This window comes from Georgenia sp. TF02-10, assembly GCF_022759505.1.
Lineage (GTDB): Bacteria > Actinomycetota > Actinomycetes > Actinomycetales > Actinomycetaceae > TF02-10.
In genome coordinates, this window is the sequence record NZ_CP094289.1 from 2,704,850 (window position 1) to 2,727,149 (window position 22,300).

Here is a 22,300-nt window from a genome sequence, read left to right on the forward strand (position 1 = left end):
CCAGCGCTCGCCCGGCCCGCTCGGTACAGCGCGCACCGGGCCGAGCGGCGACGCCACCGCAGCTGCGGCACACATCCTGTGTAGTCGTTGAAGCGCTTTCCCGTCGACGGGAAAGCGCTTCAACGACTACACAGGATGACGCAGGCCTCCGGGCACGGCGCCCTCGCGCCGAGGATGCCGGCACCGCCCGCGCTCGGTGTCCGTCCGGCCGTCGGAGGACCGGGCACATCCGCAGCTGGGCCATCGAGCCACACCGGGCCACGGGCATGGGCACCGGCATCGGCATCGGCATCGGCATCGGCATCGGCATCGGCATCGAGGCCATCCGACCGTCGAGTCACCAGGCCCTCTTGTCCGGTGGGCCCAGGCGCTCGGCATGTCGCTGCTCGATGTGATGCAGGTCACTTGAGCCAACCCGACCCACCTTTGCGTCAACGCGGTTGACGCTCCTACCGTCCACATCAATCGTTTGACGCCAAGGGTGGACGCTGAGGAGCCGTCGATGCTGACGATGAAGGACATCGCCGAGGAGCTGGGAGTCTCCGTCTCCACGGTCTCGCTCGTCCTCAACGACCGGGACCGCGGGCGGGTCCGCCAGGACATCGCCGACCGGGTGCGGGCCCGGGCGGAGGAGCTCGGCTACGTCCCCAACCTCCTCGCCCGGGGGCTCAAGACCCGCCGCTCCCGCACCATCGGCCTGGTCGCCGACAAGGTCGCGACCGTGCCCTTCGCCGGCCAGATGCTGGCCGGCGCCCAGAGCGCCGCCTGGGAGGAGGGGTACCTCCTCATGGTCATCGACACCGGCGGCAACCGCGAGCTCGACGGGCCCGCCACCCGCGCGCTCCTCCAGCGCGACGTCGAGGCGCTCGTCATCGCGGCCGACTACCACCGCGAGGTCAGCGTCCCGCCCCACCCGCGCAGCGTGCCGGCGGTCGTCCTGGACGGCCGGCCTGCCGACGGCGACCCGGCCGACGCCGTCGTCCCGGACGACGAGGGCGGGGCCCGCGCGGCGACCGAGCACCTGATCGCCGCCGGCCACCGCCGCATCGGGCTGGTCAACATCGCCGGCGGCACGTTCGTCGCCTCGGAGCTGCGCCGGCGCGGCTACCAGGACGCCCACACCCGGGCCGGCCTGCCGCTGGACCCGTCGCTGGAGTGGAGCGTGCCCGACCCCTCCACACCCACGTCCTTCGGGCTCGCCCGCACCGTCCTGCAGGGCCCGGACCGCCCCACCGCCGTCTTCTGCTTCTCGGACCAGATCGCCCTGGCGTTCGCGCAGGTCGCCGCCACCCTCGGCATCCGGGTCCCGGAAGACCTGTCCCTCGTCGGGTTCGACAACCAGCACTTCGTCGCCGACGCCATGCTCCCCGGGCTGACCACCGTCCAGCTGCCGCACTTCGCGATGGGCGAGTGGGCCGCGCGCCGGGCGATCGCCCGCCTCCACGGCGCGGCGGACGAGTCGGGCGTCCTGGAGCGGATCCCGTGCGCCGTGGTGGAGCGCGCGTCGGTCAGCCCGCCTCCCAGTCCGTAGTTCCTCGCGCCCGTCAGTAGTCCCCGGCCGCGAGCCCGTCGTCTCCCCCGACCACGTGCCCGTCCACCAGCCACCAGCCGTCGTCCCCGCCGACCGCACGCCCGTCCCCGGGCCCCAAGCCCGTCGGTCCCCGAAGCACCCGCCCGCTCGTCACCCAGCCACGAGCCGTCCGTCCCTCACAAGGAGGTTGCGCATGTCAGCACGCCGCCCGCTGGTGGCCCTGTCCGCGGCAGCGGTGGTGAGCTCCCTGGGCCTCACCGCCTGCGCCGGCTCGTCGGCCGGCGACAACACCGGCGACACCTTCACCGTCCTGCAGTACGAGAACCCCGAGTCGGCCCAGGCCCAGGGCTGGCAGCGCGCGGTGGAGATCTTCGAGGAGGAGCACCCAGGCGTCACCGTCGACTTCCAGACGACCAGCTTCGACGCCCTGCGCCAGAACGCGAAGATCCTGCTCGCCGGCGACGAGGTCCCCGACGTCATCGAGTTCAACAAGGGCAACGCCGACGGCGGCCAGCTCGCCGCCCAGGGCCTGCTCGAGCCGCTCACCGCGGAGGTCGAGGAGCGGGGCTGGGACGAGAAGGTCAGCGGCACGATGTCCTCCTTCGCCCGGTACGACGAGCTCGGCAACGCGGGCAGCGGGGAGTGGTACGGCGTCCCGAACATCGGCGAGTACGTGATGCTCTACTACAACAAGGAGATCTTCGACCAGGTCGGTATCACCGAGCTCCCGACGACGCTCGAGGAGTTCGAGGACGTCATGGACCGCCTCCTCGCGGCCGGCCACACCCCGATCTCGAGCTCGGCGTCCTCCAGCCAGGGCTTCAACCAGATGTGGATCTGGTACTCCCTGGTGTCCGCCATCGCCGAGCGCGAGCAGATCGACGACTTCATGTTCCTGCGCGGGGACCCGGACCTCACCAAGGACCCGTGGCGCTCGGCGACCGAGCGGTTCCAGGAGTGGATCGAGAAGGGGTACGTCGGTGAGGACCTGGCCGGCCTGACCTTCGAGCAGGCCACGGTGAACTTCCTGCAGGGCGACGCCGCGATGGTGATGTGGAACAACGGCGAGTTCCGGCGGATCACCAACGACGCCCAGTTCGACTGGGGCTACTTCACGATGCCCGGCGCGGACCTGACCCTCGGCTCCTCCGGGCACCTGTGGGGCGTGCCGACCAAGGCCGACAACAAGGAGCTCGCGTACGACTGGATCGAGACCACGCTCAGCCCCGAGGTGCAGAACCTGATCGGCAGCCAGGGCGGGCTCCCGCTCGCCGGCGACACCGCAACGATCGAGGACGAGCAGATCCGGGCGTTCACCGAGCGGTTCGACGAGCTCGTCGCGGCCGACGCGATGGCGTTCTACCCGGACTACCCGGTACCCGGCTTCCTGGACTTCATCCAGAGCCACATGCAGGCCCTGTCGAACGGCAACGAGGACGCCGAGGACTTCCTGACCGCCATGCAGGACTTCTACGACGAGGGCAAGTCCTTCCAGGTCGAGCAGTGAGGAGCGCGCCCGCCCCAGCCCCGGGGCGGGCGGCCTCACGGAGGAATGAGATGACAGCAACCATGACGCCGGCGACGGACGCCGCGACGCACCGCCGCCGCGACCCCGGCCGCCCCGCACGCAACGCCGCCCGGCGCGGCTACTGGTGGTACCTGGCCCCGATCGCCGTCGGCTTCTTGGCCGTCGTGGCGGTGCCGTTCGTCGCCAACGTGGTGATCAGCCTGACCTCCTGGCGCGGCGGCCTGTCCGAGATGCGCTGGAACGGCCTGGGCAACTACGCCCGGCTGCTCGGCGACGGCACGTTCTGGACCTCGCTCGGCAACTCGGTCTACATGATCGTCGCGATCGTCGTCGTCCCGACGCTGCTGGGCATCCTCATCGCGGCCGTGCTGTTCGACTACCTCGGCAAGCGGTTCGGCCCGCGCACCGCCGCGGTGCTCCGCGCGACGTTCTACCTGCCGCAGGTCGTGCCGATCGCCGTCGCCGGGTTCATCTGGGCGTGGGTGCTGGACTCCCAGGACGGGCTGCTCACCCGCATCCTCGGCGGGCTCGGGATGTCCGCCACGCCGGACTGGCTGGGCGACCCGGACGTCGCCCTGTACTCGGTGATGCTCATGCTCGTCTGGCTGCAGATCGGCTACCCCGTGGTCATCTTCATGGCCGCGCTGCAGCGGATCGACCCCGAGCTGTACGAGGCCGCCGAGCTCGACGGCGCGGGCTGGTTCCGCCGCTTCCGGGCGATCACGGTCCCGCAGATCCGCCCGGAGGTGTTCGTCGTCGCCCTCACCGCCACCGTCTCGGCGCTGAAGGTCTTCGCGCCGATCCTCATCCTCACCGGCGGCGGGCCGGAGGGGTCGACGGTCGTGCCGTCCTACTACGCCTACCGCAACTTCTTCGAGCTGTCCCGGGTGGGCTACGGCTCCGCGATCGCGACCGTGATGTCGCTGGTGATCTTCGCGGCGGCCACCGTCCTGCTCGTCTGGCAGCGCCGCGCCGACCGTCCGGAGGGCAACCGATGACAACGCCCACCCTGACCACCGGGCCCACCGGGCCCACCGGGCCCACCGACCCCGCCGGTGCCGCCGCCCCGGCCCGGCCGCCCGCCCGCCGGCCCCGCCGCGGACCCATGCGCTGGGTCGTGCTGGTCGCCGTCGGCCTGGCCGCGGCGGTGACCGCCGCGCCCTTCCTGCTCCTGCTGCTCAACGCGTTCAAGACGAGCGCCGACTACAGCACCAACGGGCCGCTGGCCTGGCCAACGTCGTTCAGCCTCGACGCGTTCACGAGCTACCTCGAGCGGGTGGACTTCCCCGTCGCGCTGCTGAACTCGATCGTCATCAGCGTCCTGGTGTCGTTCCTCGGGGTGGCGATCGGGCTGCTCGCGGCGTACGCCATCGGCGTCGGCCGGGTGCGCGGCAGCACCGGGATCGTCGCGGTCCTCCTGGTGGCGACGATGCTCCCGCACGAGGCGCTCATCTACCCGCTGTTCTACGGCGCCCAGGCGACCGGCACGCTCAACACGATCTGGTCGGTGGTCATCGTCTTCACCGTGCTGCAGGCCGCCTACGCCACCTACCTGCTCTCCAGCGTGATGGCCACGGTCCCCAAGGAGCTGCTCGAGGCGGCCGCGCTCGACGGCGCCGGCCGCTGGCAGGTGCTGTGGCGCGTCGTCGCCCCGGTCCTGCGGCCGACCATGGCGGTGCTCGTGGTGTTCTTCTTCATCTGGACGTGGAACGAGTTCTACATCCCGCTCGTGCTCCTCGCCGATCCCGCCTCGCAGACCGTCCCGATCGCGCTGTCCACCCTGCGCGGCCAGCACTCGATCGACATCACCGTCCTCAACGCCGGCTCGCTGCTCTCGCTCGTGCCGACCGTGCTGTTCTTCCTCTTCTTCCAGCGCACCCTCAGCCGCGGCGTGACCGCCGGCGCGATCAAGTGACCCGCGGCCACTCGGCTCGCGATCACCTCACCAACGAAAGGCACCACCTCATGGCAGACCTGTGGAACCGAGCGACCACCCGCGGCGTGCAGAGCCGGTCCATCAACGCGGAGAACCCGACCGGTGCCCCGGGCCGGGCGGGGTCGGCCGCCTCCCCGCTCGGCCCGGCCCGCAAGGGCTCGGCGTTCGTGCCGCTCGGCGCCGGCGAGACGCTGACCCTCGCCGACATCGAGGGCCCGGGCGTGATCCGGCACCTGTGGATCACCGTGCCGGACCGGACGGAGGCGGGCCCGTTCGTCCTGCGCGACCTCGTGCTGCGGGCCTACTGGGACGGGGCCGAGGCCCCCGCCGTCGAGGTGCCGCTCGGGGACTTCTTCTGCAACGGCTTCGCCGAGCGGGCGTTGGTGACCTCCGCGCTGGTCGTCGTCGCCCCCACCGGCGGCATGAACGCCTACTTCGCCATGCCCTTCCGCGAGCGCGCCCGGCTCACCCTGGAGAGCCAGCACCCCGGCCCCCTCCCGCACGTCTTCTACCAGGTCGACTACACGGTCGGGGACGACGTCGGCCCGGACGCGGGCTACTTCCACGCCCAGTGGCGCCGCTCCAACGGCACGACGGCGCTCGGCGAGGACCACGTCATCCTCGACGGCGTCCGGGGCCGGGGGACGTACCTGGGCACCTTCGTCGCGCTCGCCTCGCTGCACCGCTACTGGTGGGGCGAGGGGGAGGTGAAGTTCTTCGTGGACGACGACGACGCCCTGCCGACGCTGTGCTCCACCGGGCTGGAGGACTACGCCGGCGGCGCGTGGGCGTTCCAGGACGCGCTGCGGGCCGAGCCCGCGCCGCAGGTGCTGACCTTCAGCGCGCCGTACTGCGGCTACCCGCAGTACCAGCGCCGGGACACGACCCGGGCGAGCGGGTTCGTCCCCGACGCCCCGCCCATGCACGGCCTGTACCGGTGGCACGTGCCGGACCCGGTCTACTTCGACGAGCGCCTGCGGGTCACCGTGCAGCAGATCGGCGCGTGGGACCACGGGCTGTTCGAGCGCTCCGACGACGTCTCCACGGTGGCGTACTGGTACCAGGAGGGACCGGCCGCGCCGTTCCCCGAGCTGCCGCCGGCGGCGCAGCGCGCCCCGCGCTGACAGCGCCCCGCATGGTCGAGCCGGCCGGGCCGCGCCGCACGGTCGGGCCGGCCGGGCCGCGCCGCACGGTCGGGCCGGCCGGGCCGCGCCGCACGGTCGGGCCGGCCGGGCCGCGCCGCACATCGGGCCGGCCGCCCGCGCCGCACGTCGGGCCGCCTGGCGGGGCCCCGGCCGCGGCCGGGCCCCCGCCGGCCGTTGACCGGGCCCGCCTGCCCGCTCCCCGCCGTCGTGGACTGCCTGCGCCGCCCGCAGTGGTGCGGAGCCGACCTGCCCCGCGGGTCTCGTGCGGGGCGGCCCGGTACGCCACACTGGTGCCTTCTCGTCCGCGCGCAAGGAGGCAGCACGATGGTCACCCGACTCAACCCCTACCTCGCCTTCCGCGACAACGCCCGGCAGGCGATGGAGTTCTACCGGTCCGTCTTCGGCGGCGACCTGGACATCAGCACCTTCGGGGAGGCCCAGGCCAGCGAGGACCCGGCCGAGCAGGACAAGATCATGCACGCCCAGGCTCGACGCCCCGAACGGGATGACCCTGATGGCCTCGGACACCCCGAACAGCATGGACCTCACGCCCGGGAACACCTACTCCATCTCCTCTCGGGCGAGGACGAGGCGGAGCCTCCGGGGGTACTGGGACAAGCTCGCCGACGGCGGCACTGTCGTCCTGCCGCTGGAGAAGGCCCCGTGGGGCGACACCTTCGGCATGTGCACCGACCGGTTCGGCGTGAGCCTGGATGGTCAACATCGCCGGCCAGCCGGGGTAGCCGCCGCAGTGCCCGCGAGCAGGCTTCCGCCGGGACGACGGCGGACGCGCCACGGAGCACCCGTACGCCACTAACCCAGGCGCGGTCAACGGCCGCCTCCTGGCGACACCGTGCGCCATCCCCAGGGCAGCGGTGCCGCGCTCCCGTTGTGCACAGTCGCGCCGCAAGCGGCAGGGCTCGGGGACGATGGCGCGGTGGTACCAAGTTCCCCGGGCTGGCTACAGCGCTGGCGATGCTCGCCCCGGGAGTGACGGCTGTCATCGCTGGCGTTGCCGTGCTGGTCGCGTGGTGGACGCTCGCCCAGCGACGGCAGGCTGATGCGCGCGCCCACTGGTGGGACCGCACCCAGTGGGCGATCGACCAGGCGCTCGACCCTCGAGAGGAGGTCTACCGGGTTGGGCTTGCGGTCATGGAGGTCCGGGCACGGCGCCGGTTGATGCGGGCCGAGGAGTACCAGGCGGTGGCAGCGGTGTGGGAGCAGGCTCGTCGGCACAGGCGGCGTCAGCGCCAGTCCTGATCTGCGGGACGAGGTGGCATACGATGTCGACCGGGACGGAGGTGAGCAACGATGACAGCGCCAGCCCCCGACGACGATGCCCTCCGCGGCACGGTGGCCGACCGGATCCGGGCGTCCGACTCCAAGATCATCAAGGTCACCCCACGAGAGGTCGCCGCCGCGAAGGTGCGGGTGACCGCGGACCGGACGATGGGCTACCCGACGCCGGAGTGGATCGTCCGACTCGCCAACGCCGAGTAGGTCCCCAACGTCAGGCAGACGCTGGGCGTGACCGGCCCCGGACACGTGGCGGAGCCTGGCTGGTGCCCTGCGGTGCCCAGTCTTCGACAGGCTGACCGGGGCCGTAGGTATGGGGCGAGTCAAACGCCCGCCCCATACCTACGGAGTTCATCGAGCAATTCTCGGAACACCTTACGGCCCTCGTCGGTGGCTTGGACGACCGTTTGAGAGTATCGCCCGTTGCGTTCTTTTCGCACGCGCACCCACCCCGCGTCGTCCAGATTCCCCACAGTCCGGGAGATCTCGGGAACGGTCAGGTCCGTGTATTGCTGGATCGAGGGATAGTCGGACTCCTCGACTTGATACAGGAATCCGAGAACCTTGAACCTAGGCGGCGAGAACAAGCCCGCATCACTTCGTTGCTCACCGCGGTCTCCGAAACATCAGCAGGACCAGCACGCCGAACAGGACCACCGGGCCGACCGGAATTGCGTAGACGACAGCATCGGGCTGAGGAGAGTGCCGGTAGAGATTCCAGGCGGTAACGAACGTCACCACAGAAACAGCAACGGCCACGTGTCGCGTATACTAAGGAGAACGTAAGTAAGTCGACTCCGGTCCGTTATGCGGTGATGTAGCGGAGATCTGGATCGGCGAAGAACCCGCGTACCAGGTGCGGTAGTTTCTGGAGGCGGTGGAGCGCGGCGATGACGTTGCTCTTGAACTCCTCGGCGGTGCGTGGGGCGGTGCGCCGACGCGGTCGTGCTTGACGTTCTTCCAGACCCACTCGTCGGGGTTGAGCCTGTGGTGAGTAGGCGGGCAGGATGAACACCTTCAGCCGGCCGTCGGTGGAGGCGATGAACTCCTTGACCTTCTTGGCCTTGTGGGTGGAGTGACCGTCGACGACCAGGTACACCCCGCCGCCGCCGTCGCGGCCGGTGTCGGCGAGCGCTTCTTGCAGAAGGCGATGAACTGGTCGGCGGTGAAGGAGCCGGTGTAGGTGGCGAACCGCGCCTTTCCGGCGGGGGTGAGCGCGGAGATCATGTTCAGGGAGTGCCGGGCCCCGGTGGCCTTGACCACCGGGGTGCGCCCGACCGGGGCCCAGGTGGTCCCGGCGTGGTAGTCCGAGCGGATGCCGGCCTCGTCCGCGAAGTACACCGTCGCGCCCTCGGCCTTGGCCGCCGCCCGGATCGCGGGGAACTCCTCCGCCTTCCACCGCTCCACCGCCTCGGGGTCGGCCTGCCAGGCCCGCCACAGCGGGCGCTGGGGCGACAGGCCGAGCCTTCCTGAGCAACCGGCCCACGGACACCTCCGACAGGTGCACCCCGAACTCGCGCCGGATCACCTCACGCACCATCGCCCGGGTCCACAGGCTCGAAGCCGAACTGGGCTGGCGCGGGTTGGTCCCGACGATCAGTGTGTAAAGCCGGCGCAGGCGGCTTCCGTCCGGCCTTTGGTGGCCGACCCGGGACCGGTTTGGCCTTCAACGCATCCCGGCCACCCTCACGCGCTCTGGCCAACCACCCGTACACCGTTTTCGCGTGCATCCCCAGCATCTTCGCGACATCTTCCGGGTGGGCCCCGGCCTCTACCGCGTCCACCGCGCGGAACCGCATCTGCTCCAAGGTGGCGTGGTCCGCCTTCCGGCCGTCGTTGTCGCGCATAGAACCATTATGGCAGAAAAGGCCGCCGGAGTCGACCTACTTACGACCGCCTTAGTACGGAGCGATCCGCGGCTCGTTGCGGCGCCCCAGACGAGAGGCATAGAATCCAACGACGCCCAGCGCCGCGAACCCTGACAGCAGCAGGCCTCCGGCGTTGCCGATCCCTGCGCCAATGCCGCCAATGTACGCGGTCATCGGCACACCGATCAGCATCGTGATATCCCACGCCGTCAGCCGACGCTTCGGAGCCTTCGGCAACTCAGCGCGCCAGCTCATGTCCGTGCCCATGCTCACACCTCCGAAACCAATCCGATCGTAGGCAACTACTTGCACACTCGCAACCCTACTCCGGCTGAGTGGTGCACACCGGAGCCGGCGCGGCCGTCGGGAGCTGCATCGTGGCGACGGCGAGGGAGCCATCCGCGTAGGTCGAGAGAGTCCGTCGCTCACCCGCGATCGTCGACTCGGCAGTGCTGACCGGCTCTTCGACCGATGGCCACGGGTGCCTGCGCTGCCGCACCGCTCGTTGTTGCCCCAGCCGACATCAAGGGGCCAGTCGTGGAAGATGCCCCGGTCACGGACCCCGCCTACGCGGGCGCAGCGCTGATCCTGGTCGCGACCGTACTGGTCGCCCTCGGACTCAGCCTGATCGCCCGTCGGCCCCGGATCAGCCCTCCGAAGCAGCGCAGGTGACTGCCGACCGGACGATGGGCTACCCGAGCCGGAGCGGGTCGTCGGCTCGGCGACGCCACGTAGGTGCTGGGCGTGCTCGCAGCGGACAGATGCTGGGCGCCCGCCGGGAACCACCGCCGGCCCCCTTGCCACCGGCCCCGCCGGTTGAGACGGTAGGTGCCGAGCCCGGACCCGGGCTCCCGGACGAGGGGTGCCGTACCCGGAGCGCGACAAGACGGCCCGGTGGAGGCTGTCATGTCCTGGCTCGTGCTCGTGCTCTCCGGCGTCCTCGAGGCGGTCTGGGCGACCGCGCTGAGCAGGTCCGAGGGTTTCACCCGGCTCGGCCCCTCGGTGCTGTTCCTCGTGGCGCTGGCGCTGTCCATGTCCGGCCTGGCCTTCGCCATGCGCGAGCTGCCGGTCGGCACGTCCTACGCCGTATGGGTCGGGATCGGCGCCGTGCTCACCATGACCTACGCGATGGTCACCGGTGCGGAGTCCCTCTCGGCGCTGAAGCTGATCTGCGTCGCCGCGATCGTGGGTGGCGTCGTCGGCCTGAAGGTCCTGCCCTGACCGGGCACCGCCCGGCCGGCTGACGACGGCGGTCGGCCCGTCCCGCTGACGGTTCATGCCGACTTCGCCACTCCTCGCCGAGTTCGCCGGTTCATGCCGAGTTCGCTAGCTCAACCTGTCGAACTCAGCACGTACCAGCGAACTCAAGCAACCGGGGTGCACCGAACTCGCCGGTTCATGCCGACTTCGCCGGTTCGAGCGTCGGCGGCGAGGTGCAGGGCGGCCGAGCGTCGTCGGCGAGGTGCAAGGAGGATGAGCGCGCCCGACGGCGACGGACAGCTGGCACCGACGGTGGCGCGCGCCGTCCCCACGCCGTGCTGGGGATGCGGCGGCGGCCGGGACCGGCGAGGCTGGAGGCCCAACGCCCGCGGGGCGAGGAGGGTGCGCCCCCGGAGAGGAAGGAGCACCACGATGCCCAAGACGAACAAGGACGGGTCGCCGAAGCAGAGCGAGCTGCCGAGCACCCTGAAGAGGTCCGACCCCAAGGCGCAGCGGACCTTCGCCAAGACCCACGACTCCGCCGAGGAGACCTACGGCGAGGGCGAGCGGGCCAACCGCACCGCGTACGCCGCGCTGAAGCACTCCTACGAGAAGGTCGGCGACCACTGGGAGGCCAAGGACGAGAAGGGCCCGTCGGACACCAAGGCCGAGGGTGGTCGGGGCTCGCGGGGCGAGACCGCCGGCGGGGTGGACGCCAACGCCTCCAAGGAGCACCTCTACGACCTCGCCAAGCGGCTGGACGTCCCGGGCCGGTCCTCGATGAGCAAGGACGAGCTGGTCGAGGCGATCCAGAAGGCCAACGACAAGGAGACGCGGCAGTCCCGGTAGGCCGTACCCCTTGGCAGGACGCCCCCGCCCGGTAGGCCGTACCCCTGGCAGGACGCCCTCGCCCGGTAGGCCGTCGCATCCGCAGGCGGCACCCGCGCGGCAGGCCATCCCGGCCACCGCCGCGGTGCTGGACCGGTGCCGCGCTCCTGCGCGGCCGCCGTCGTAAACGTGGCCCGGAAAGCCTCCGTCAGCTGCCCGGGCCGGCCCCGCCCTCGTGCTCCCGCTGCGCCCGCAGCATGTCCGCGGCCGCGCCGCCGTCGGGCTCCTGCCCGATCCCCCGCAGCATCTGCTCGACCTTCTCCCCCGGCTGGCGCGGCGCGAGCAGCGGCACGTCCCGGTCGACGACCGCCTCGACGACGACCGGCCGGTCCGCCGCGAGCGCCCGGCGCCAGGCGTCGGCCACCTCGCCCGGCTCCTGGACCCGGATGCCGGTGAGGCCGAGCAGCTCGGCGTAGCCGGCGTACGGGAACCGCGGCACCACCTGCGAGGCCGGGAAGCGCGGGTCGCCCTCCATCTCGCGCTGCTCCCAGGACACCTCGGCGAGGTCGCCGTTGTTCAGCACGAGCACGACGAACCGGGGGTCCGCCCAGTCCCGCCAGCGGGCCGCGACGGTGATGAGCTCGGACAGGCCGTTCATCTGCATCGCGCCGTCCCCGGCCAGCGCCACGACGGGCCGGTCCGGGTGCAGCAGCTTGGCGGCGATCCCGTACGGCATGGCCGAGCCCATCGACGCCAGGGTGCTGGACAGGTGGGCGGGCACCCCGGCCGGCAGCCGCAGGAAGCGCGCGTACCAGTACGTCACCGACCCGACGTCGACGGCGACCTGCGCGTCCGCGGGCAGGTGGGCGGAGAGCTCGTGCACGACGGCCTGGGGGTTCAGCGGGTCGGCCGGCTCGCGCACCCGCTGCTCCGCCACCTCGTGCCAGGTGGCCACGGCGCGCTCGACGTCGGCGCGCCAGCCCCGCCGCTCGGGCAGCCGGGGCAGCAGGGCGGCGAGGGTGTCCGCGGCGTCGCCGACCAGGGCGGCCTCCACCGGGTACTTGGTGCCGATGTTCCGCCCGGTGATGTCGACCTGCACCGCGCGGGCCTGCCCGGGGGCCGGGTAGAACTCGGTCCACGGGTCGTTGCTGCCGACGATCAGCAGGGTGTCGCAGCCGGACATCAGGTCGGCCGAGGCGGTCGTGCCGAGGTGGCCCATGACCCCGCAGTGGTACGGCAGCGACTCGTCGAGCACCGGCTTGCCGAGCAGCGAGGTGGTCACCCCGGCGCCCAGCCGCTCGGCCACGGCCCGGACCTCCGCCGCCGCCCCGGCCGCGCCCTGGCCGACGAGGACGGCGACCCGCTCGCCGGCGCCGAGGATCTCCGCCGCCCGGTCCAGGTCCTCCTCCCGCGGGGTGACGTGCGGCCGGGCGAGCGCCGTCGACGTCGGGACGACGCCGTGGGTGTGCTCCTGCTCGGCGAGCTCGGCCTTCTGCACGTCGTGCGGGACGATCACGCAGGTGGGCGTGGAGGTGGCGAGCGCGGTCCGGACGGCGTTGTCGACGACGAGCGGGAGCTGCTCGGGCGACATGACGGTCTGCACGTACTGCCCGCAGACGTCCTTGAGCAGGCTGTGCAGGTCCACCTCCTGCAGGTAGCCGCTGCCCAGCGCCGTGCTGACCACCTGCCCGACGATCGCCACGACGGGCTTGCGGTCGAGCTTGGCGTCGTACAGGCCGTTGAGCAGGTGGATGGCGCCGGGTCCCTGGGTGGCCAGGCAGACGCCGACGCCGCCGCTGTACTTGGCGTGCCCGGTGGCCATGAACGCCGCCATCTCCTCGTGCCGGGCGGTGACCAGCCCAACGCGGTCCTGGCGGCGCAGCGCGGCGAGCAGGGGGTCGATCCCGTCGCCGGCGAAGCCGAAGACGCGGTCGACGCCCCAGTCGGCCAGGCGCTGGACGATGCCGTCGGCGGCGGTTGCCATGGCGCTCCTCCTTCACCCGGGCGCCGGGCCCGGTCGGACCCCCATCGTCCAGCCCGGTGCGCGTGCCCGCATCCGCGCGGCCACCTGGCCCGCATCTGGGCAGCGGCGCCGCGCTCGTCCGCCCACGTGTCGCACCCCACCCGCCGCCGGCCCCAACGGCCCACCCCCGGGAGGAGGGCCGGGGTGTTTGATATCCGAGGCTTGACCGAGGGCCAGGCCACGGCAGGCCCCGGCACGGCGGACACGCCACGTCACGGCACGGCAGGGCACGGCGCGCAACGCCACGTCACCGGCCGCCGTCGGGCCGGCCCGTCCCGGACACGAGCAGGACCAGGAGCGAGGACCGATGACCACCAGGACCGAGGAAGATCTGCTCGGCACCAAGGAGGTGCCGGCGGACGCCTACTACGGGATCCACACCCAGCGGGCCGTCGAGAACTTCCGGATCAGCTCGTCCACGATCAGCGACATCCCGGCGTTCGTCCGCGCGATGGTCCAGGTGAAGAAGGCGTCGGCGCTCGCCAACCGTGAGCTCCGCACCATCCCTCCGCGGATCGCCGACGCGATCGTCGCCGGCTGCGACGAGGTCCTCGTCCGCGGCCGGTGCATGGACCAGTTCCCCGTGGACGTCTTCCAGGGCGGGGCCGGGACGTCGGTCAACATGAACACCAACGAGGTCATCGCCAACCTGGCGCTCGAGCACCTCGGGCTGCCCAAGGGCCGCTACGACGTCGTCAACCCCAACGACCACGTCAACAAGAGCCAGTCGACCAACGACGCCTACCCCACCGGGTTCCGGCTCGCGGTCCACACCGTCGTCCAGGACCTGCGGGGCGAGCTCGAGCGGCTCGCCGCCGCCTTCGCCGCCAAGGGCGAGGAGTTCGCCGACGTGCTCACCATGGGCCGCACCCAGCTGCAGGACGCGGTGCCGATGACGCTCGGCCAGGAGTTCACCGCCTTCGCCGTCCTCGTCCGCGAGGAGGTTCGCCACCTCGGCGTCCTCGCCGGGCTGCTGCTGGAGGTCAACCTCGGCGCGACGGCGATCGGCACCGGCCTGAACACCCCGCCGGGCTACGCCGCGCTCGCCGTCGAGAAGCTCGCCGAGGTCTCCGGGCTGCCGGTCGTGCTCGCGGAGAACCTGGTCGAGGCGACCTCCGACGCCGGCGCCTACGTCTCCATGCACGCCGGGCTGAAGCGGGTGGCGGTGAAGCTGGGGAAGATCTGCAACGACCTGCGGCTGCTGTCCTCCGGCCCGCGCGCCGGGCTGAACGAGATCAACCTGCCCGAGCTGCAGGCCGGGTCCTCGATCATGCCGGCGAAGGTCAACCCGGTCATGCCCGAGGTCGTGAACCAGGTGTGCTTCACCGTCATGGGCAACGACGTGACGGTGACCGCGGCGGCCGAGGCCGGCCAGCTCCAGCTCAACGTCATGGAGCCGGTCATCGCCCAGGTGATGTTCGAGTCGGTCAGTCTGCTGCACAACGCCGCGGCCGGGCTGCGCGAGCGGTGCGTCGACGGCATCACGGCCAACCCCGAGGTGTGCCGGAGCTACGTCATGCGCTCGATCGGGATCGTCACCTACCTCAACGAGGTCATCGGGCACCACAACGGCGACCTCGTGGGCAAGGAGGCTGCCCGGTCCGGGCGCTCGGTCCGGGAGGTCGTGCTCGAGATGGGGCTGCTGGACGAGGCGCAGCTCGACGAGCTGCTCTCCCCGGAGAACCTCATGCGGCCCAGGTACCACGGGGAGATCTTCCCGGCCGAGGACCCCGACAGCCTGCCCCGCGGCGACGACGCCGCCCCGGAGACGGCGGCCGCCGTCGCGCAGGAGCCCGGGAGCCCCGCCCAGGAGACCCCGCGATGATCGTCGTCGAGTTCCTCGTCGTCCTCGGGGCGATCTTCCTCGGGGCCCGCCTGGGCGGCATCGCCATCGGGTTCGCCGGTGGCCTCGGCGTCCTCGTCCTCGCCCTGCTCGGGGTGACGCCCGGGGAGATGCCGTTCGACGTCATCTCGATCATCATGAGCGTCATCGCCGCCATCGCGGCGATGCAGGTCGCCGGCGGCATGGACTACCTGGTCAACCTCGCCGAACGGATCCTGCGGAGCCGGCCGCGGTACCTGACCTTCCTCGCGCCCGTCGTCACCTACGCCATGACGGTCATGGCGGGGACCGGGCACACGGCGTTCTCCACCATGCCGGTCATCACCGAGGTGGCGAAGGAGAGCAACCTGCGGCCCGCCCGGCCGCTCTCGATCGCCGTCGTCGCGTCCCAGATGGCGATCACTGCCTCGCCCATCTCGGCCGCCGTCGTCTTCTTCGCCAGCCTGCTGGAGGAGCAGGCCGGCGTGACGTACATCGACCTCCTCGCGGTCGCGATCCCGTCCACGTTTCTCGCCACGATGGCGACCGCCGCGATCATGACCGCCATCGACCGGGTGCGCGGCACGACGGCGCTCGACACCCACCCGGAGTACCGCCGTCGGCTCGCCGCCGGACAAGTCGCCCTCCGCGGCCCGCAGCAGCGCGAGCTCCGCCCCGGCGCCCGGCTCTCGGTGCTCGTCTTCGTCGTCGGCCTCGTCCTCGTCATGGGCTACGCGACGGCGATCAGCGAGAACGTCGGCCTGATCACCGACCCGGTGCTCGGCCGGGACCAGGCGATCATCGCGATCATGCTCGGCATCGCCGCCGTCATCGTCCTGCTGTGCCGGGTCCCGACGGCGGACGTGCTGGCCGCGTCGACCTTCAAGTCCGGGATGAGCGCGGCCATCTGCGTGCTCGGCGTCGCGTGGCTGGGGACGACCTTCGTCGCCGCGCACGAAGAGCTGATCATGGCGACCGCCGGCGACCTCCTCGCGCGCTCCCCGTGGACGCTCGCGATCATCCTGTTCTTCGCCGCGGCGCTGCTCTACAGCCAGGCCGCGACGACCCGGGCGCTGATGCCGACGGCGCTCGCCATCGGCGTCGCGCCGGCGGCGGCGGTCGCGGCGTTCCCCGCCGTGTCCGCGCTGTTCGTCCTGCCCACCTACCCGACGCTGCTGGCAGCGGTCGAGATCGACGACACCGGCACCACCCAGATCGGCAAGGCCGTCTTCAACCACCCGTTCCTGGTGCCCGGGGCGATCAACATCGCGATCGCCGTGCTGCTCGGGTTCGGTTTCGCCGCGCTCCGCGGGATCTGACGGCCGCCGGCGACGGCGAGCGGCCGGCTACCGACGCCGGGCGGCGCGGAACGCCCGCCAGGCCCCGGTGGACCACAGCGCCCAGGCCACCAGCGCCGGCTGGAAGAGCAGCCGGACCGCGCGGGCCCGGTCGGAGTTCAGGCCGAACGCGTCGCTGCGGGTGAGGTACTGGGAGATGTTGCCGGGGAAGATCGCGACGAAGAACGCCGCGGCCAGCCAGCCCACCGGGACCCGCCGCTTCCGGGCGGTGACGAGCGCCCCGCCGAGGGCGAGCTCGGCGACGCCGGAGGCGAGCACGACCACGTCGTCGTCGACCGGCAGCGACTTGGGTACCTGCGCGAGGAACTCCTCCCGCGCGAACGTCAGGTGCGAGGTGCCCGTGAACAGCAGGGTCGCCCCGAGGGCGACCTGGCCGAGCGTGCGCGGGGTGGACGTGGTGGCTGACCGGCTCATGGCCTGAGCCTGGCAGCCGGCGCCGCCGGCCGCGAGCCGGGGCGGCGCCGGCTCTAGGCCTCCGTCGGGCCGAGGTCGGGCGCCGCGACGAACCGGGCGTGCGGCCCGGCCGCGCCGTGCAGCTCGAGCAGCACCAGCTCGTTGCCCGCCGCGCGGACCAGCGGGCCGGGCACGTAGAGCGTGCCGGTGGGGCCCTCGCTCGAGTACCGGCCCAGCAGCTCGCCGTTGACCCAGACCAGGCCGCGGGTCCAGCCGTCCAGGCGCAGGAAGTGGTCCACGCCCCCGACCGAGCCGAACGTGCCGCGGTGGAACGACGGCCCGGCCAGGGGGGCCGCCAGGTCCGGCTCGCCGGCGAGGGGGGCGCTCCCGGCCGGTTCGCCGTCGTCCACCGGCACCCACACCTCCGCGGCCAGGTGCTCGGGTGCGCCGTCGAGGTCCAGGGGCACCGCCTCCCAGCCGGTGAGCTCGCGCACGGCCGTGCGCACCGGCCCGACGATCCCCTTCGGCTCGCCGATCCGGGCGCCGTAGTTCACCCGGCCGCGGTCCTCCACCAGCAGGGTCAGCGTGCCGGACCGGCGCGGCAGCGGCAGCGACCAGGTGCGGGTGGTGCGGTCGAGCACGCCGACCGGGTCGCCGTCGAGAGCGACGAGCGCACGGTCGCGCACCTCCGCCACCACGAGGACAGCGTCCTCGCCGGTGACCCGGGTGCGGTACAGGGCGAAGCCCGACCATTGCCGCAGGTCGTCCATGGTCGGCGGCTGCTCGGCGGTCCGGGCGGCGCCCGGACGGGCGAGGACGCCCACGACGTCGGCGAGCGGGACCCGACGGTCGAGCACCACGTCGAGCGCCGGGGCCGGGGCCGGCTCGGCCGGCACCTCCTCGGGCACCGGGGCGTGCTTGGCGATCACCGCGCGCAGGGCGTGGAACTTCGCCGTGGGCGCGCCGTGCTCGGACAGCGGGGCGTCGTAGTCGTAGGAGGTGGTGATGGGCAGGTAGGTGCCCTTGTCGTTGGCCCCGTTGGTCAGCCCCAGGTTGGTGCCGCCGTGGAACATGTAGAGGTTGACCGACCCGCCGGCGCCGAGCAGGTCGTCGAGGTCCCGCGCGGTGGCCTCCGGGGCGGTGACGTGGTGCTCCCGGCCCCAGGAGTCGAACCAGCCGTCCCAGAACTCCGTGCACATCAGCGGCCCGGTGGGCTGGTGCCGGCGCAGCACGGCGAGCCGCTCCCGGGAGCGTGAGCCGAAGTTCGCCGTCTTGTGCAGCTCGGGCAGGCCGCCGCGGGAGAGGTGCTCGTCGTCGGCCTGGTCGCAGGTGAACAGCGGCACGTCGATGCCCTGCTCCCGGGTCAGGTCCACCAGGGCACGCAGGTAGCGGACGCGCTCGTCGTCGGGCACGCCGGGATAGGCGCCGTACTCGTTCTCCACCTGCACCATGAGCACCGGTCCGCCGCGGGTCACCTGCCGCTCGGCCACCACGGGCAGCAGGTGCGCGAAGTAGGTGGCGATGGCCTCCAGGAACCGCGGGTCGTGCCGGCGCACGCCGCTCCCGACGCCGGCCAGCCACGCCGGCAGCCCGCCGCCGTCCCACTCGGCGCAGATGTACGGCCCCGGCCGGACGATGGCGTGCAGCCCCTCTGCGGCGACCAGGTCGAGGAAGCGGCCCAGGTCGCGCCGGCCGGTCAGGTCGAACTCGTCGGGCTCGGGCGCGTGGAAGTTCCACGCCACGTAGGTCTCGATCGTGTTCAGGCCCATCAGCCGGGCCTTGCGGATCCGGTCGGCCCACTGGTCGGGGTGCACCCGGAAGTAGTGCAGCGCCCCGCTGATCACCTGGAAGGGGCGGCCGTCGAGCAGGTAGTCCCGCTCGCCGATCTCGAACGTGGGCATGGCAGCGCGGGGCCTTTCGGTAGGTGTGGACGACGGCGGGACGCCCGGTGGGCGACGGCGGGCGACGGCGGGGTGCCGGGCTGGCGACGTCGGGCGGCGACGGACGGCGGGGCGGCAGTTCGCCGCCCCGCCGCCGTCGTGCCGTCACTCCGTGACGGTGAAACCCTGGCCGTTGCCGTACGTGGCGGACTGCTCCTGCCACGCCGCCAGGCCCTCGGTGAGCGTGGTGTCGGAGACGTACGCCTGGCCGACCGTGTCGTTGAAGACCGAGTTCGCGTAGACCTGGAACGGCAGGTACTGCCAGCCCTCCACGACGTTCGCGGCGGAGTCGGCGAGCACCTCGTTGATCTTCTGGCCGCCGAAGTACTCCGACTCCGTGCCGCGGAACTCCTCCGACTCGAGGTCGGCAGTGGTGGCCGGGAAGGCGCCGCCGTCGATGCGGGTCTGCACGCCGTCGCCGTTCGTGGCGTAGTCGACGAACGCGTAGGCGAGCTCGGCGTTCTCGCTCGCCGCGGGCACGGTCAGCGAGGAGCCGCCGTTCTCGGCCGAGGTGTGCTGCCCGGCCTCCCACTGCGGCATCTCGGCCACCCGCCACTTGCCCGCACCCTGCGGGACGCCGGACTCGAGGTTGGCCGGCATCCAGGCGCCGATGGTCAACGACGCGATCGTGCCGTTGCCCAGGCCCTGGTACCACTCGTCGCTCCAGGACCCGACCGGGGCGAGGAGGTCCTCGTCGATGAGCTGCTGCCAGACCTCGGTGAACGTCGCGGTGCCCTCGTCGCCGGCGAAGTCGATCGTCACGTCCGTGCCGTCCACCTGGTAGGGCTGGCCGCCGGCCTGCCAGATCATGCTGGTGGTGAAGCCGGCGTCGCCGATGTCGTTGGCGATGTAGGCGTTCGGGTCCTGCTGGTGGATGGTCCGCGCGGCCTCGAGGTACTCCTCCCACGTCGTCGGCACCTCGACGCCGAACTTGGCGAAGACCTCCTCGTTGTAGAAGAGGGCCATGGGTCCAGAGTCCATCGGCAGGCCGTAGACGCCGTCGCCGCTGTGCACCGCGTTCCACGGACCGGTGCTGAACGTACCCTCCAGCTCGTCGGCGCCGAGCGGGCCGAGGTCGGTCAGCGCCTCGGAGATGGCGAACTGCGGCACCGCGTAGTACTCGATCTGGGCGACGTCGGGGACGCCGTCGCCGGCGGCGATCGCGTTCTGCAGCGCGGTGTACTGGTCGTTGGCGGTACCGACGTTCTCCAGGTTCACCGTGACGTTCGGGTACTCGTCCTCGAAGTCCGCCACGACCTGCTCGAGCGTGGGCTCCCACGCCCAGACGGTGATCTCACCGCCCTCCTCGAGGACGTCGCCGGTGTCGACGGGTGCGGCGGCGCCGCCGCTGCCCGAGCCGCCGCCGTCGCCGCCGCCGCAGGCGGCGAGGCCGAGGGCGAGCACCCCGGCGAGGGCGGTGCCACGTACTAGGTGGCGGGGTCGTGCATTCATGGAAGTCCTCACTTCATCGCTGGCGTGCCGCACGGACGCGTGCGGAGGGTCAGGGGTCACACGGACGGTCTGGGGTCACACGGAGGGTCGAAGGTCGTCATACGAAAGGGCCGAAGGTCGTCATGCGGAGGGGTTGAAGGTCGTCATACGGAAGGATCGAAGGTCGTCATGCGAAGGTCCCAGGGCGTCATTCCTTGACGCTCCCGGCGGCCAGGCCGGACTGCCAGTAGCGCTGCAGCAGCAAAAAGGCGGCGACCAGCGGCAGGATCGTCAGCAGGGAGCCGGTGATGACGAGGTTGAAGATCGCCTCGCCGCCGGCCGTGGCGGCCTGCGCGTTCCAGGCGTTGAGCCCGACCGTCAGCGGGTACCACGAGGAGTCGCGCAGCATGATCAGCGGCAGGAAGTAGTTGTTCCAGGTGGCGACCATCGTGAACAGCAGCACGGTGACGATCCCCGGGGCGAGCAGCGGCAGGCTCACCTGGAAGAACGTGCGGAACTCGCCCGCGCCGTCGATCCGGGCGGCCTCGAGCAGCTCGCCGGGGACGGCCTCGGCGGCGAACGTCCACATGAGGTAGAGCCCGAACGGCGAGATCAACGACGGGATGATCACGGCCCACGGCGTGTTGGTCAGCCCCATCTCGCTGAACATGAGGAACGTCGGCACGGCGAGCGCCGTGCCCGGCACCGCCACCGCGCCGATGACGATGGCGAACACGGCGCGCTTGCCGGGGAAGTCGAACTTGGCGAGGGCGTAGCCGCCCAGGACGGCGAGGAACGTGGCGCCGCCGGCGCCGGCCACCACGTACAGCACCGTGTTGAGGAACCAGCGCACGAAGACGCCGTCGTCGTAGGTCAGCGTGGTAGTGATGTTCTCCCACAGGGAGAAGTCCTCGCCGAACCAGAGCCCGAACGAGGAGAACAGGTCCTCCTGCGTCTTGGTCGCGTTGATCAGCAACCAGGCCAGCGGCACCAGCGAGTAGAGGAGGACGATCGCCGTGAGCGCGGTGAGCAGCGGGCTGCGTCGCGGCCGGGCCACGGAGTGGCGGCGCGGCGTGCGCAGCCGCGGGGCGGTCCGCGCGGCCGAGGTGGTGAGCGTCGTGGTGGTCATGTCACGGCTCCTTGCGCATGCCGCGCAGCTGCACCACGTAGGCGATCACCATGGTGATCAGGCCCATGATGATGGCCACGGTCGCGGAGTAGTTGTACTGCTGGCCGGAGAACGACAGCGAGTAGGCGTACAGGTTGGGCGTGAACGACGTCGTGATGGCGTTCGGGGCGAGCGACTGCAGGATGCTGGGCTCGTTGAAGAGCTGGAAGCTGCCGATGATCGAGAAGATCGTGGCGATGACGAGGGCACCGCGGATGGCCGGCAGCTTGATGGCCGTGATGACCCGCCACTGACCGGCGCCGTCGATCTCCGCGGCCTCGTACAGCGAGTGCGGCACGACGCGCAGCGCGGAGTAGAAGATCAGCATGTTGTAGCCGACGAACTCCCAGGTGACGATGTTGCCGATCGCCGCCAGGACGAGGTCCGGGGACAGGGGGTTCGGCAGGCTGACGCCCAGGGCGTCGTTGATGTTCCCGACCAGGCCGAACCGCGTGCCATACATGAATCCCCACATGAGGGCGGCCACCACGGCCGGCACCGCGTAGGGCATGAAGATCGAGATGCGGAAGAAGCTCTTGCCGTACAGGCGGCCGCTGTCCAGGGCGAGCGCCACCAGCAGCGCGATGCCGAGCATGATCGGCACCTGCACCACGAGGAAGAGCGAGACCCGGCCGAGGCCCTCCCAGAACTGCGGGTCCTGCAGCGCCTGGGCGTAGTTGTCCAGGCCCACGAAGGTGGTGCCGCCGACCAGCTGCGAGCGGAACACCGACAGGTACAGCGAGTACAGGATCGGGGCCAGGAACACCAGCGCGAACACCAGCATGAACGGGCCGACGAACATCCACCCGGTCCAGCGTCGGCGGCTGCGGCGC

22 protein-coding genes, 2 pseudogenes and 1 riboswitch are annotated in these 22,300 nt (G+C 71.7%); of the genes and pseudogenes, 13 read left to right on the forward strand and 11 right to left on the reverse strand.

Features of this window, described 5'->3' with window-relative positions; all coding sequences use genetic code 11:
- Window positions 1-266: 266 nt before the first annotated feature.
- The 9 genes and pseudogenes from MF406_RS18735 (at window position 267) to MF406_RS12235 (ending at window position 7,640) form a co-directional block, all read left to right on the forward strand.
- Window positions 267-395 carry a hypothetical protein gene (locus MF406_RS18735; RefSeq protein ID WP_256463891.1) on the forward strand — a complete coding sequence of 43 codons (129 nt, stop codon included), beginning with the start codon at window positions 267-269 and terminating at the stop codon, window positions 393-395.
- 107 nt (window positions 396-502) lie between these two features.
- Entirely contained in the window at window positions 503-1,531 is a 1,029-nt protein-coding gene (locus MF406_RS12200) for a LacI family DNA-binding transcriptional regulator (RefSeq protein WP_242893993.1), read from the forward strand.
- A 193-nt stretch (window positions 1,532-1,724) separates the two neighbouring features.
- Window positions 1,725-3,038 (forward strand): ABC transporter substrate-binding protein, encoded by a 1,314-nt coding sequence (locus MF406_RS12205; RefSeq protein WP_242893995.1) that lies wholly within the window; start codon window positions 1,725-1,727, stop codon window positions 3,036-3,038.
- 50 nt (window positions 3,039-3,088) lie between these two features.
- Window positions 3,089-4,057, forward strand: coding sequence for a carbohydrate ABC transporter permease (locus MF406_RS12210; protein WP_242894008.1), 969 nt, complete (start codon window positions 3,089-3,091; stop codon window positions 4,055-4,057).
- Window positions 4,054-4,974 (forward strand): carbohydrate ABC transporter permease, encoded by a 921-nt coding sequence (locus MF406_RS12215; protein ID WP_242894011.1) that lies wholly within the window; start codon window positions 4,054-4,056, stop codon window positions 4,972-4,974. The genes MF406_RS12210 and MF406_RS12215 overlap by 4 nt, the downstream gene beginning before the upstream one ends.
- A 50-nt stretch (window positions 4,975-5,024) precedes the next feature.
- Window positions 5,025-6,119, forward strand: coding sequence for a glycoside hydrolase family 172 protein (locus MF406_RS12220; protein WP_242894025.1), 1,095 nt, complete (start codon window positions 5,025-5,027; stop codon window positions 6,117-6,119).
- A 345-nt stretch (window positions 6,120-6,464) separates the two neighbouring features.
- Window positions 6,465-6,883 (forward strand): annotated as a pseudogene (locus MF406_RS12225) (VOC family protein).
- 232 nt (window positions 6,884-7,115) lie between these two features.
- Window positions 7,116-7,400: a hypothetical protein gene (locus tag MF406_RS12230; RefSeq protein ID WP_242894028.1), complete on the forward strand. Its 285-nt coding sequence runs from the start codon at window positions 7,116-7,118 to the stop codon at window positions 7,398-7,400.
- Between the two features lie 51 nt (window positions 7,401-7,451).
- Window positions 7,452-7,640: a hypothetical protein gene (locus MF406_RS12235; RefSeq protein WP_242894029.1), complete on the forward strand. Its 189-nt coding sequence runs from the start codon at window positions 7,452-7,454 to the stop codon at window positions 7,638-7,640.
- Window positions 7,641-7,759: 119 nt separating this feature from the next.
- On the opposite strand, the gene MF406_RS12240 is transcribed toward MF406_RS12235, so the two are convergent.
- From MF406_RS12240 to MF406_RS12260, 5 genes and pseudogenes are all read right to left on the reverse strand, one after another.
- Window positions 7,760-8,023 carry a transcriptional regulator gene (locus MF406_RS12240; protein ID WP_242894032.1) on the reverse strand — a complete coding sequence of 88 codons (264 nt, stop codon included), beginning with the start codon at window positions 8,021-8,023 and terminating at the stop codon, window positions 7,760-7,762.
- Between the two features lie 19 nt (window positions 8,024-8,042).
- Complete coding sequence (locus MF406_RS12245; protein WP_242894034.1) at window positions 8,043-8,195, reverse strand: hypothetical protein; 153 nt, start codon at window positions 8,193-8,195, stop codon at window positions 8,043-8,045.
- Window positions 8,196-8,241: 46 nt separating this feature from the next.
- Window positions 8,242-8,894, reverse strand: a pseudogene (locus MF406_RS12250) (IS630 family transposase).
- Window positions 8,895-8,965: 71 nt separating this feature from the next.
- The gene (locus MF406_RS12255; RefSeq protein ID WP_242894037.1) at window positions 8,966-9,283 is read right to left on the reverse strand and encodes a helix-turn-helix domain-containing protein; all 318 of its coding nucleotides are present in this window, start codon (window positions 9,281-9,283) and stop codon (window positions 8,966-8,968) included.
- A gap of 51 nt (window positions 9,284-9,334) precedes the next feature.
- Window positions 9,335-9,571 carry a hypothetical protein gene (locus tag MF406_RS12260; protein WP_242894039.1) on the reverse strand — a complete coding sequence of 79 codons (237 nt, stop codon included), beginning with the start codon at window positions 9,569-9,571 and terminating at the stop codon, window positions 9,335-9,337.
- 563 nt (window positions 9,572-10,134) lie between these two features.
- Window positions 10,135-10,200, forward strand: a riboswitch (guanidine-III (ykkC-III) riboswitch).
- A gap of 10 nt (window positions 10,201-10,210) precedes the next feature.
- On the opposite strand from MF406_RS12260, the gene MF406_RS12265 reads away from it, so the two are divergent.
- Both MF406_RS12265 and MF406_RS12270 read left to right on the forward strand, forming a co-directional pair.
- Complete coding sequence (locus MF406_RS12265; protein ID WP_242894042.1) at window positions 10,211-10,525, forward strand: multidrug efflux SMR transporter; 315 nt, start codon at window positions 10,211-10,213, stop codon at window positions 10,523-10,525.
- 411 nt (window positions 10,526-10,936) lie between these two features.
- Window positions 10,937-11,353: a ChaB family protein gene (locus MF406_RS12270; protein WP_242894044.1), complete on the forward strand. Its 417-nt coding sequence runs from the start codon at window positions 10,937-10,939 to the stop codon at window positions 11,351-11,353.
- A 187-nt stretch (window positions 11,354-11,540) separates the two neighbouring features.
- Here MF406_RS12270 and MF406_RS12275 read toward each other — a convergent pair whose 3' ends face one another.
- Window positions 11,541-13,316 carry a thiamine pyrophosphate-requiring protein gene (locus MF406_RS12275; RefSeq protein ID WP_242894047.1) on the reverse strand — a complete coding sequence of 592 codons (1,776 nt, stop codon included), beginning with the start codon at window positions 13,314-13,316 and terminating at the stop codon, window positions 11,541-11,543.
- 346 nt (window positions 13,317-13,662) lie between these two features.
- Between MF406_RS12275 and aspA the strand changes: the two genes are divergently transcribed.
- Both aspA and MF406_RS12285 read left to right on the forward strand, forming a co-directional pair.
- Window positions 13,663-15,180: an aspartate ammonia-lyase gene (gene aspA, locus MF406_RS12280; protein WP_242894049.1), complete on the forward strand. Its 1,518-nt coding sequence runs from the start codon at window positions 13,663-13,665 to the stop codon at window positions 15,178-15,180.
- Window positions 15,177-16,496 (forward strand): anaerobic C4-dicarboxylate transporter, encoded by a 1,320-nt coding sequence (locus MF406_RS12285; RefSeq protein WP_242894052.1) that lies wholly within the window; start codon window positions 15,177-15,179, stop codon window positions 16,494-16,496. The genes aspA and MF406_RS12285 overlap by 4 nt, the downstream gene beginning before the upstream one ends.
- A 27-nt stretch (window positions 16,497-16,523) precedes the next feature.
- On the opposite strand, the gene MF406_RS12290 is transcribed toward MF406_RS12285, so the two are convergent.
- The 5 genes from MF406_RS12290 to MF406_RS12310 all read right to left on the reverse strand — a co-directional run bounded on the left by MF406_RS12290 (window position 16,524) and on the right by MF406_RS12310 (window position 22,251).
- The gene (locus MF406_RS12290; protein ID WP_242894055.1) at window positions 16,524-16,949 is read right to left on the reverse strand and encodes a hypothetical protein; all 426 of its coding nucleotides are present in this window, start codon (window positions 16,947-16,949) and stop codon (window positions 16,524-16,526) included.
- Between the two features lie 53 nt (window positions 16,950-17,002).
- Entirely contained in the window at window positions 17,003-18,829 is a 1,827-nt protein-coding gene (locus tag MF406_RS12295; protein ID WP_242894058.1) for a beta-galactosidase, read from the reverse strand.
- Window positions 18,830-18,973: 144 nt separating this feature from the next.
- Window positions 18,974-20,320 carry an ABC transporter substrate-binding protein gene (locus MF406_RS12300; RefSeq protein ID WP_242894060.1) on the reverse strand — a complete coding sequence of 449 codons (1,347 nt, stop codon included), beginning with the start codon at window positions 20,318-20,320 and terminating at the stop codon, window positions 18,974-18,976.
- A 187-nt stretch (window positions 20,321-20,507) separates the two neighbouring features.
- A complete protein-coding gene (locus tag MF406_RS12305) occupies window positions 20,508-21,428 on the reverse strand; it encodes a carbohydrate ABC transporter permease (RefSeq protein ID WP_242894063.1) in 921 nt (306 codons plus the stop codon).
- A 1-nt stretch (window position 21,429) separates the two neighbouring features.
- Window positions 21,430-22,251 carry a carbohydrate ABC transporter permease gene (locus MF406_RS12310; protein WP_371744662.1) on the reverse strand — a complete coding sequence of 274 codons (822 nt, stop codon included), beginning with the start codon at window positions 22,249-22,251 and terminating at the stop codon, window positions 21,430-21,432.
- Between the last annotated feature and the right edge of the window lie 49 nt (window positions 22,252-22,300).

What these genes read in the sequence shown, in the direction of transcription:
- MF406_RS12310 (WP_371744662.1), bottom strand. Translation starts at nt 22,251, where the DNA reads ATGCTGGTGTTCGCGCTGGTGTTCCTGGCCCCGATCCTGTACTCGCTG.
- MF406_RS12295 (WP_242894058.1), bottom strand. Translation starts at nt 18,829, where the DNA reads ATGCCCACGTTCGAGATCGGCGAGCGGGACTACCTGCTCGACGGCCGC.
- MF406_RS12300 (WP_242894060.1), bottom strand. Translation starts at nt 20,320, where the DNA reads ATGAATGCACGACCCCGCCACCTAGTACGTGGCACCGCCCTCGCCGGG.
- MF406_RS12215 (WP_242894011.1), top strand. Translation starts at nt 4,054, where the DNA reads ATGACAACGCCCACCCTGACCACCGGGCCCACCGGGCCCACCGGGCCC.
- MF406_RS18735 (WP_256463891.1), top strand. Translation starts at nt 267, where the DNA reads ATGGGCACCGGCATCGGCATCGGCATCGGCATCGGCATCGGCATCGGC.
- MF406_RS12200 (WP_242893993.1), top strand. Translation starts at nt 503, where the DNA reads ATGCTGACGATGAAGGACATCGCCGAGGAGCTGGGAGTCTCCGTCTCC.
- MF406_RS12275 (WP_242894047.1), bottom strand. Translation starts at nt 13,316, where the DNA reads ATGGCAACCGCCGCCGACGGCATCGTCCAGCGCCTGGCCGACTGGGGC.
- aspA (WP_242894049.1), top strand. Translation starts at nt 13,663, where the DNA reads ATGACCACCAGGACCGAGGAAGATCTGCTCGGCACCAAGGAGGTGCCG.
- MF406_RS12260 (WP_242894039.1), bottom strand. Translation starts at nt 9,571, where the DNA reads ATGGGCACGGACATGAGCTGGCGCGCTGAGTTGCCGAAGGCTCCGAAG.
- MF406_RS12235 (WP_242894029.1), top strand. Translation starts at nt 7,452, where the DNA reads ATGACAGCGCCAGCCCCCGACGACGATGCCCTCCGCGGCACGGTGGCC.
- MF406_RS12210 (WP_242894008.1), top strand. Translation starts at nt 3,089, where the DNA reads ATGACAGCAACCATGACGCCGGCGACGGACGCCGCGACGCACCGCCGC.
- MF406_RS12285 (WP_242894052.1), top strand. Translation starts at nt 15,177, where the DNA reads ATGATCGTCGTCGAGTTCCTCGTCGTCCTCGGGGCGATCTTCCTCGGG.
- MF406_RS12290 (WP_242894055.1), bottom strand. Translation starts at nt 16,949, where the DNA reads ATGAGCCGGTCAGCCACCACGTCCACCCCGCGCACGCTCGGCCAGGTC.
- MF406_RS12265 (WP_242894042.1), top strand. Translation starts at nt 10,211, where the DNA reads ATGTCCTGGCTCGTGCTCGTGCTCTCCGGCGTCCTCGAGGCGGTCTGG.
- MF406_RS12305 (WP_242894063.1), bottom strand. Translation starts at nt 21,428, where the DNA reads ATGACCACCACGACGCTCACCACCTCGGCCGCGCGGACCGCCCCGCGG.
- MF406_RS12220 (WP_242894025.1), top strand. Translation starts at nt 5,025, where the DNA reads ATGGCAGACCTGTGGAACCGAGCGACCACCCGCGGCGTGCAGAGCCGG.
- MF406_RS12255 (WP_242894037.1), bottom strand. Translation starts at nt 9,283, where the DNA reads ATGCGCGACAACGACGGCCGGAAGGCGGACCACGCCACCTTGGAGCAG.
- MF406_RS12205 (WP_242893995.1), top strand. Translation starts at nt 1,725, where the DNA reads ATGTCAGCACGCCGCCCGCTGGTGGCCCTGTCCGCGGCAGCGGTGGTG.
- MF406_RS12230 (WP_242894028.1), top strand. Translation starts at nt 7,116, where the DNA reads ATGCTCGCCCCGGGAGTGACGGCTGTCATCGCTGGCGTTGCCGTGCTG.
- MF406_RS12270 (WP_242894044.1), top strand. Translation starts at nt 10,937, where the DNA reads ATGCCCAAGACGAACAAGGACGGGTCGCCGAAGCAGAGCGAGCTGCCG.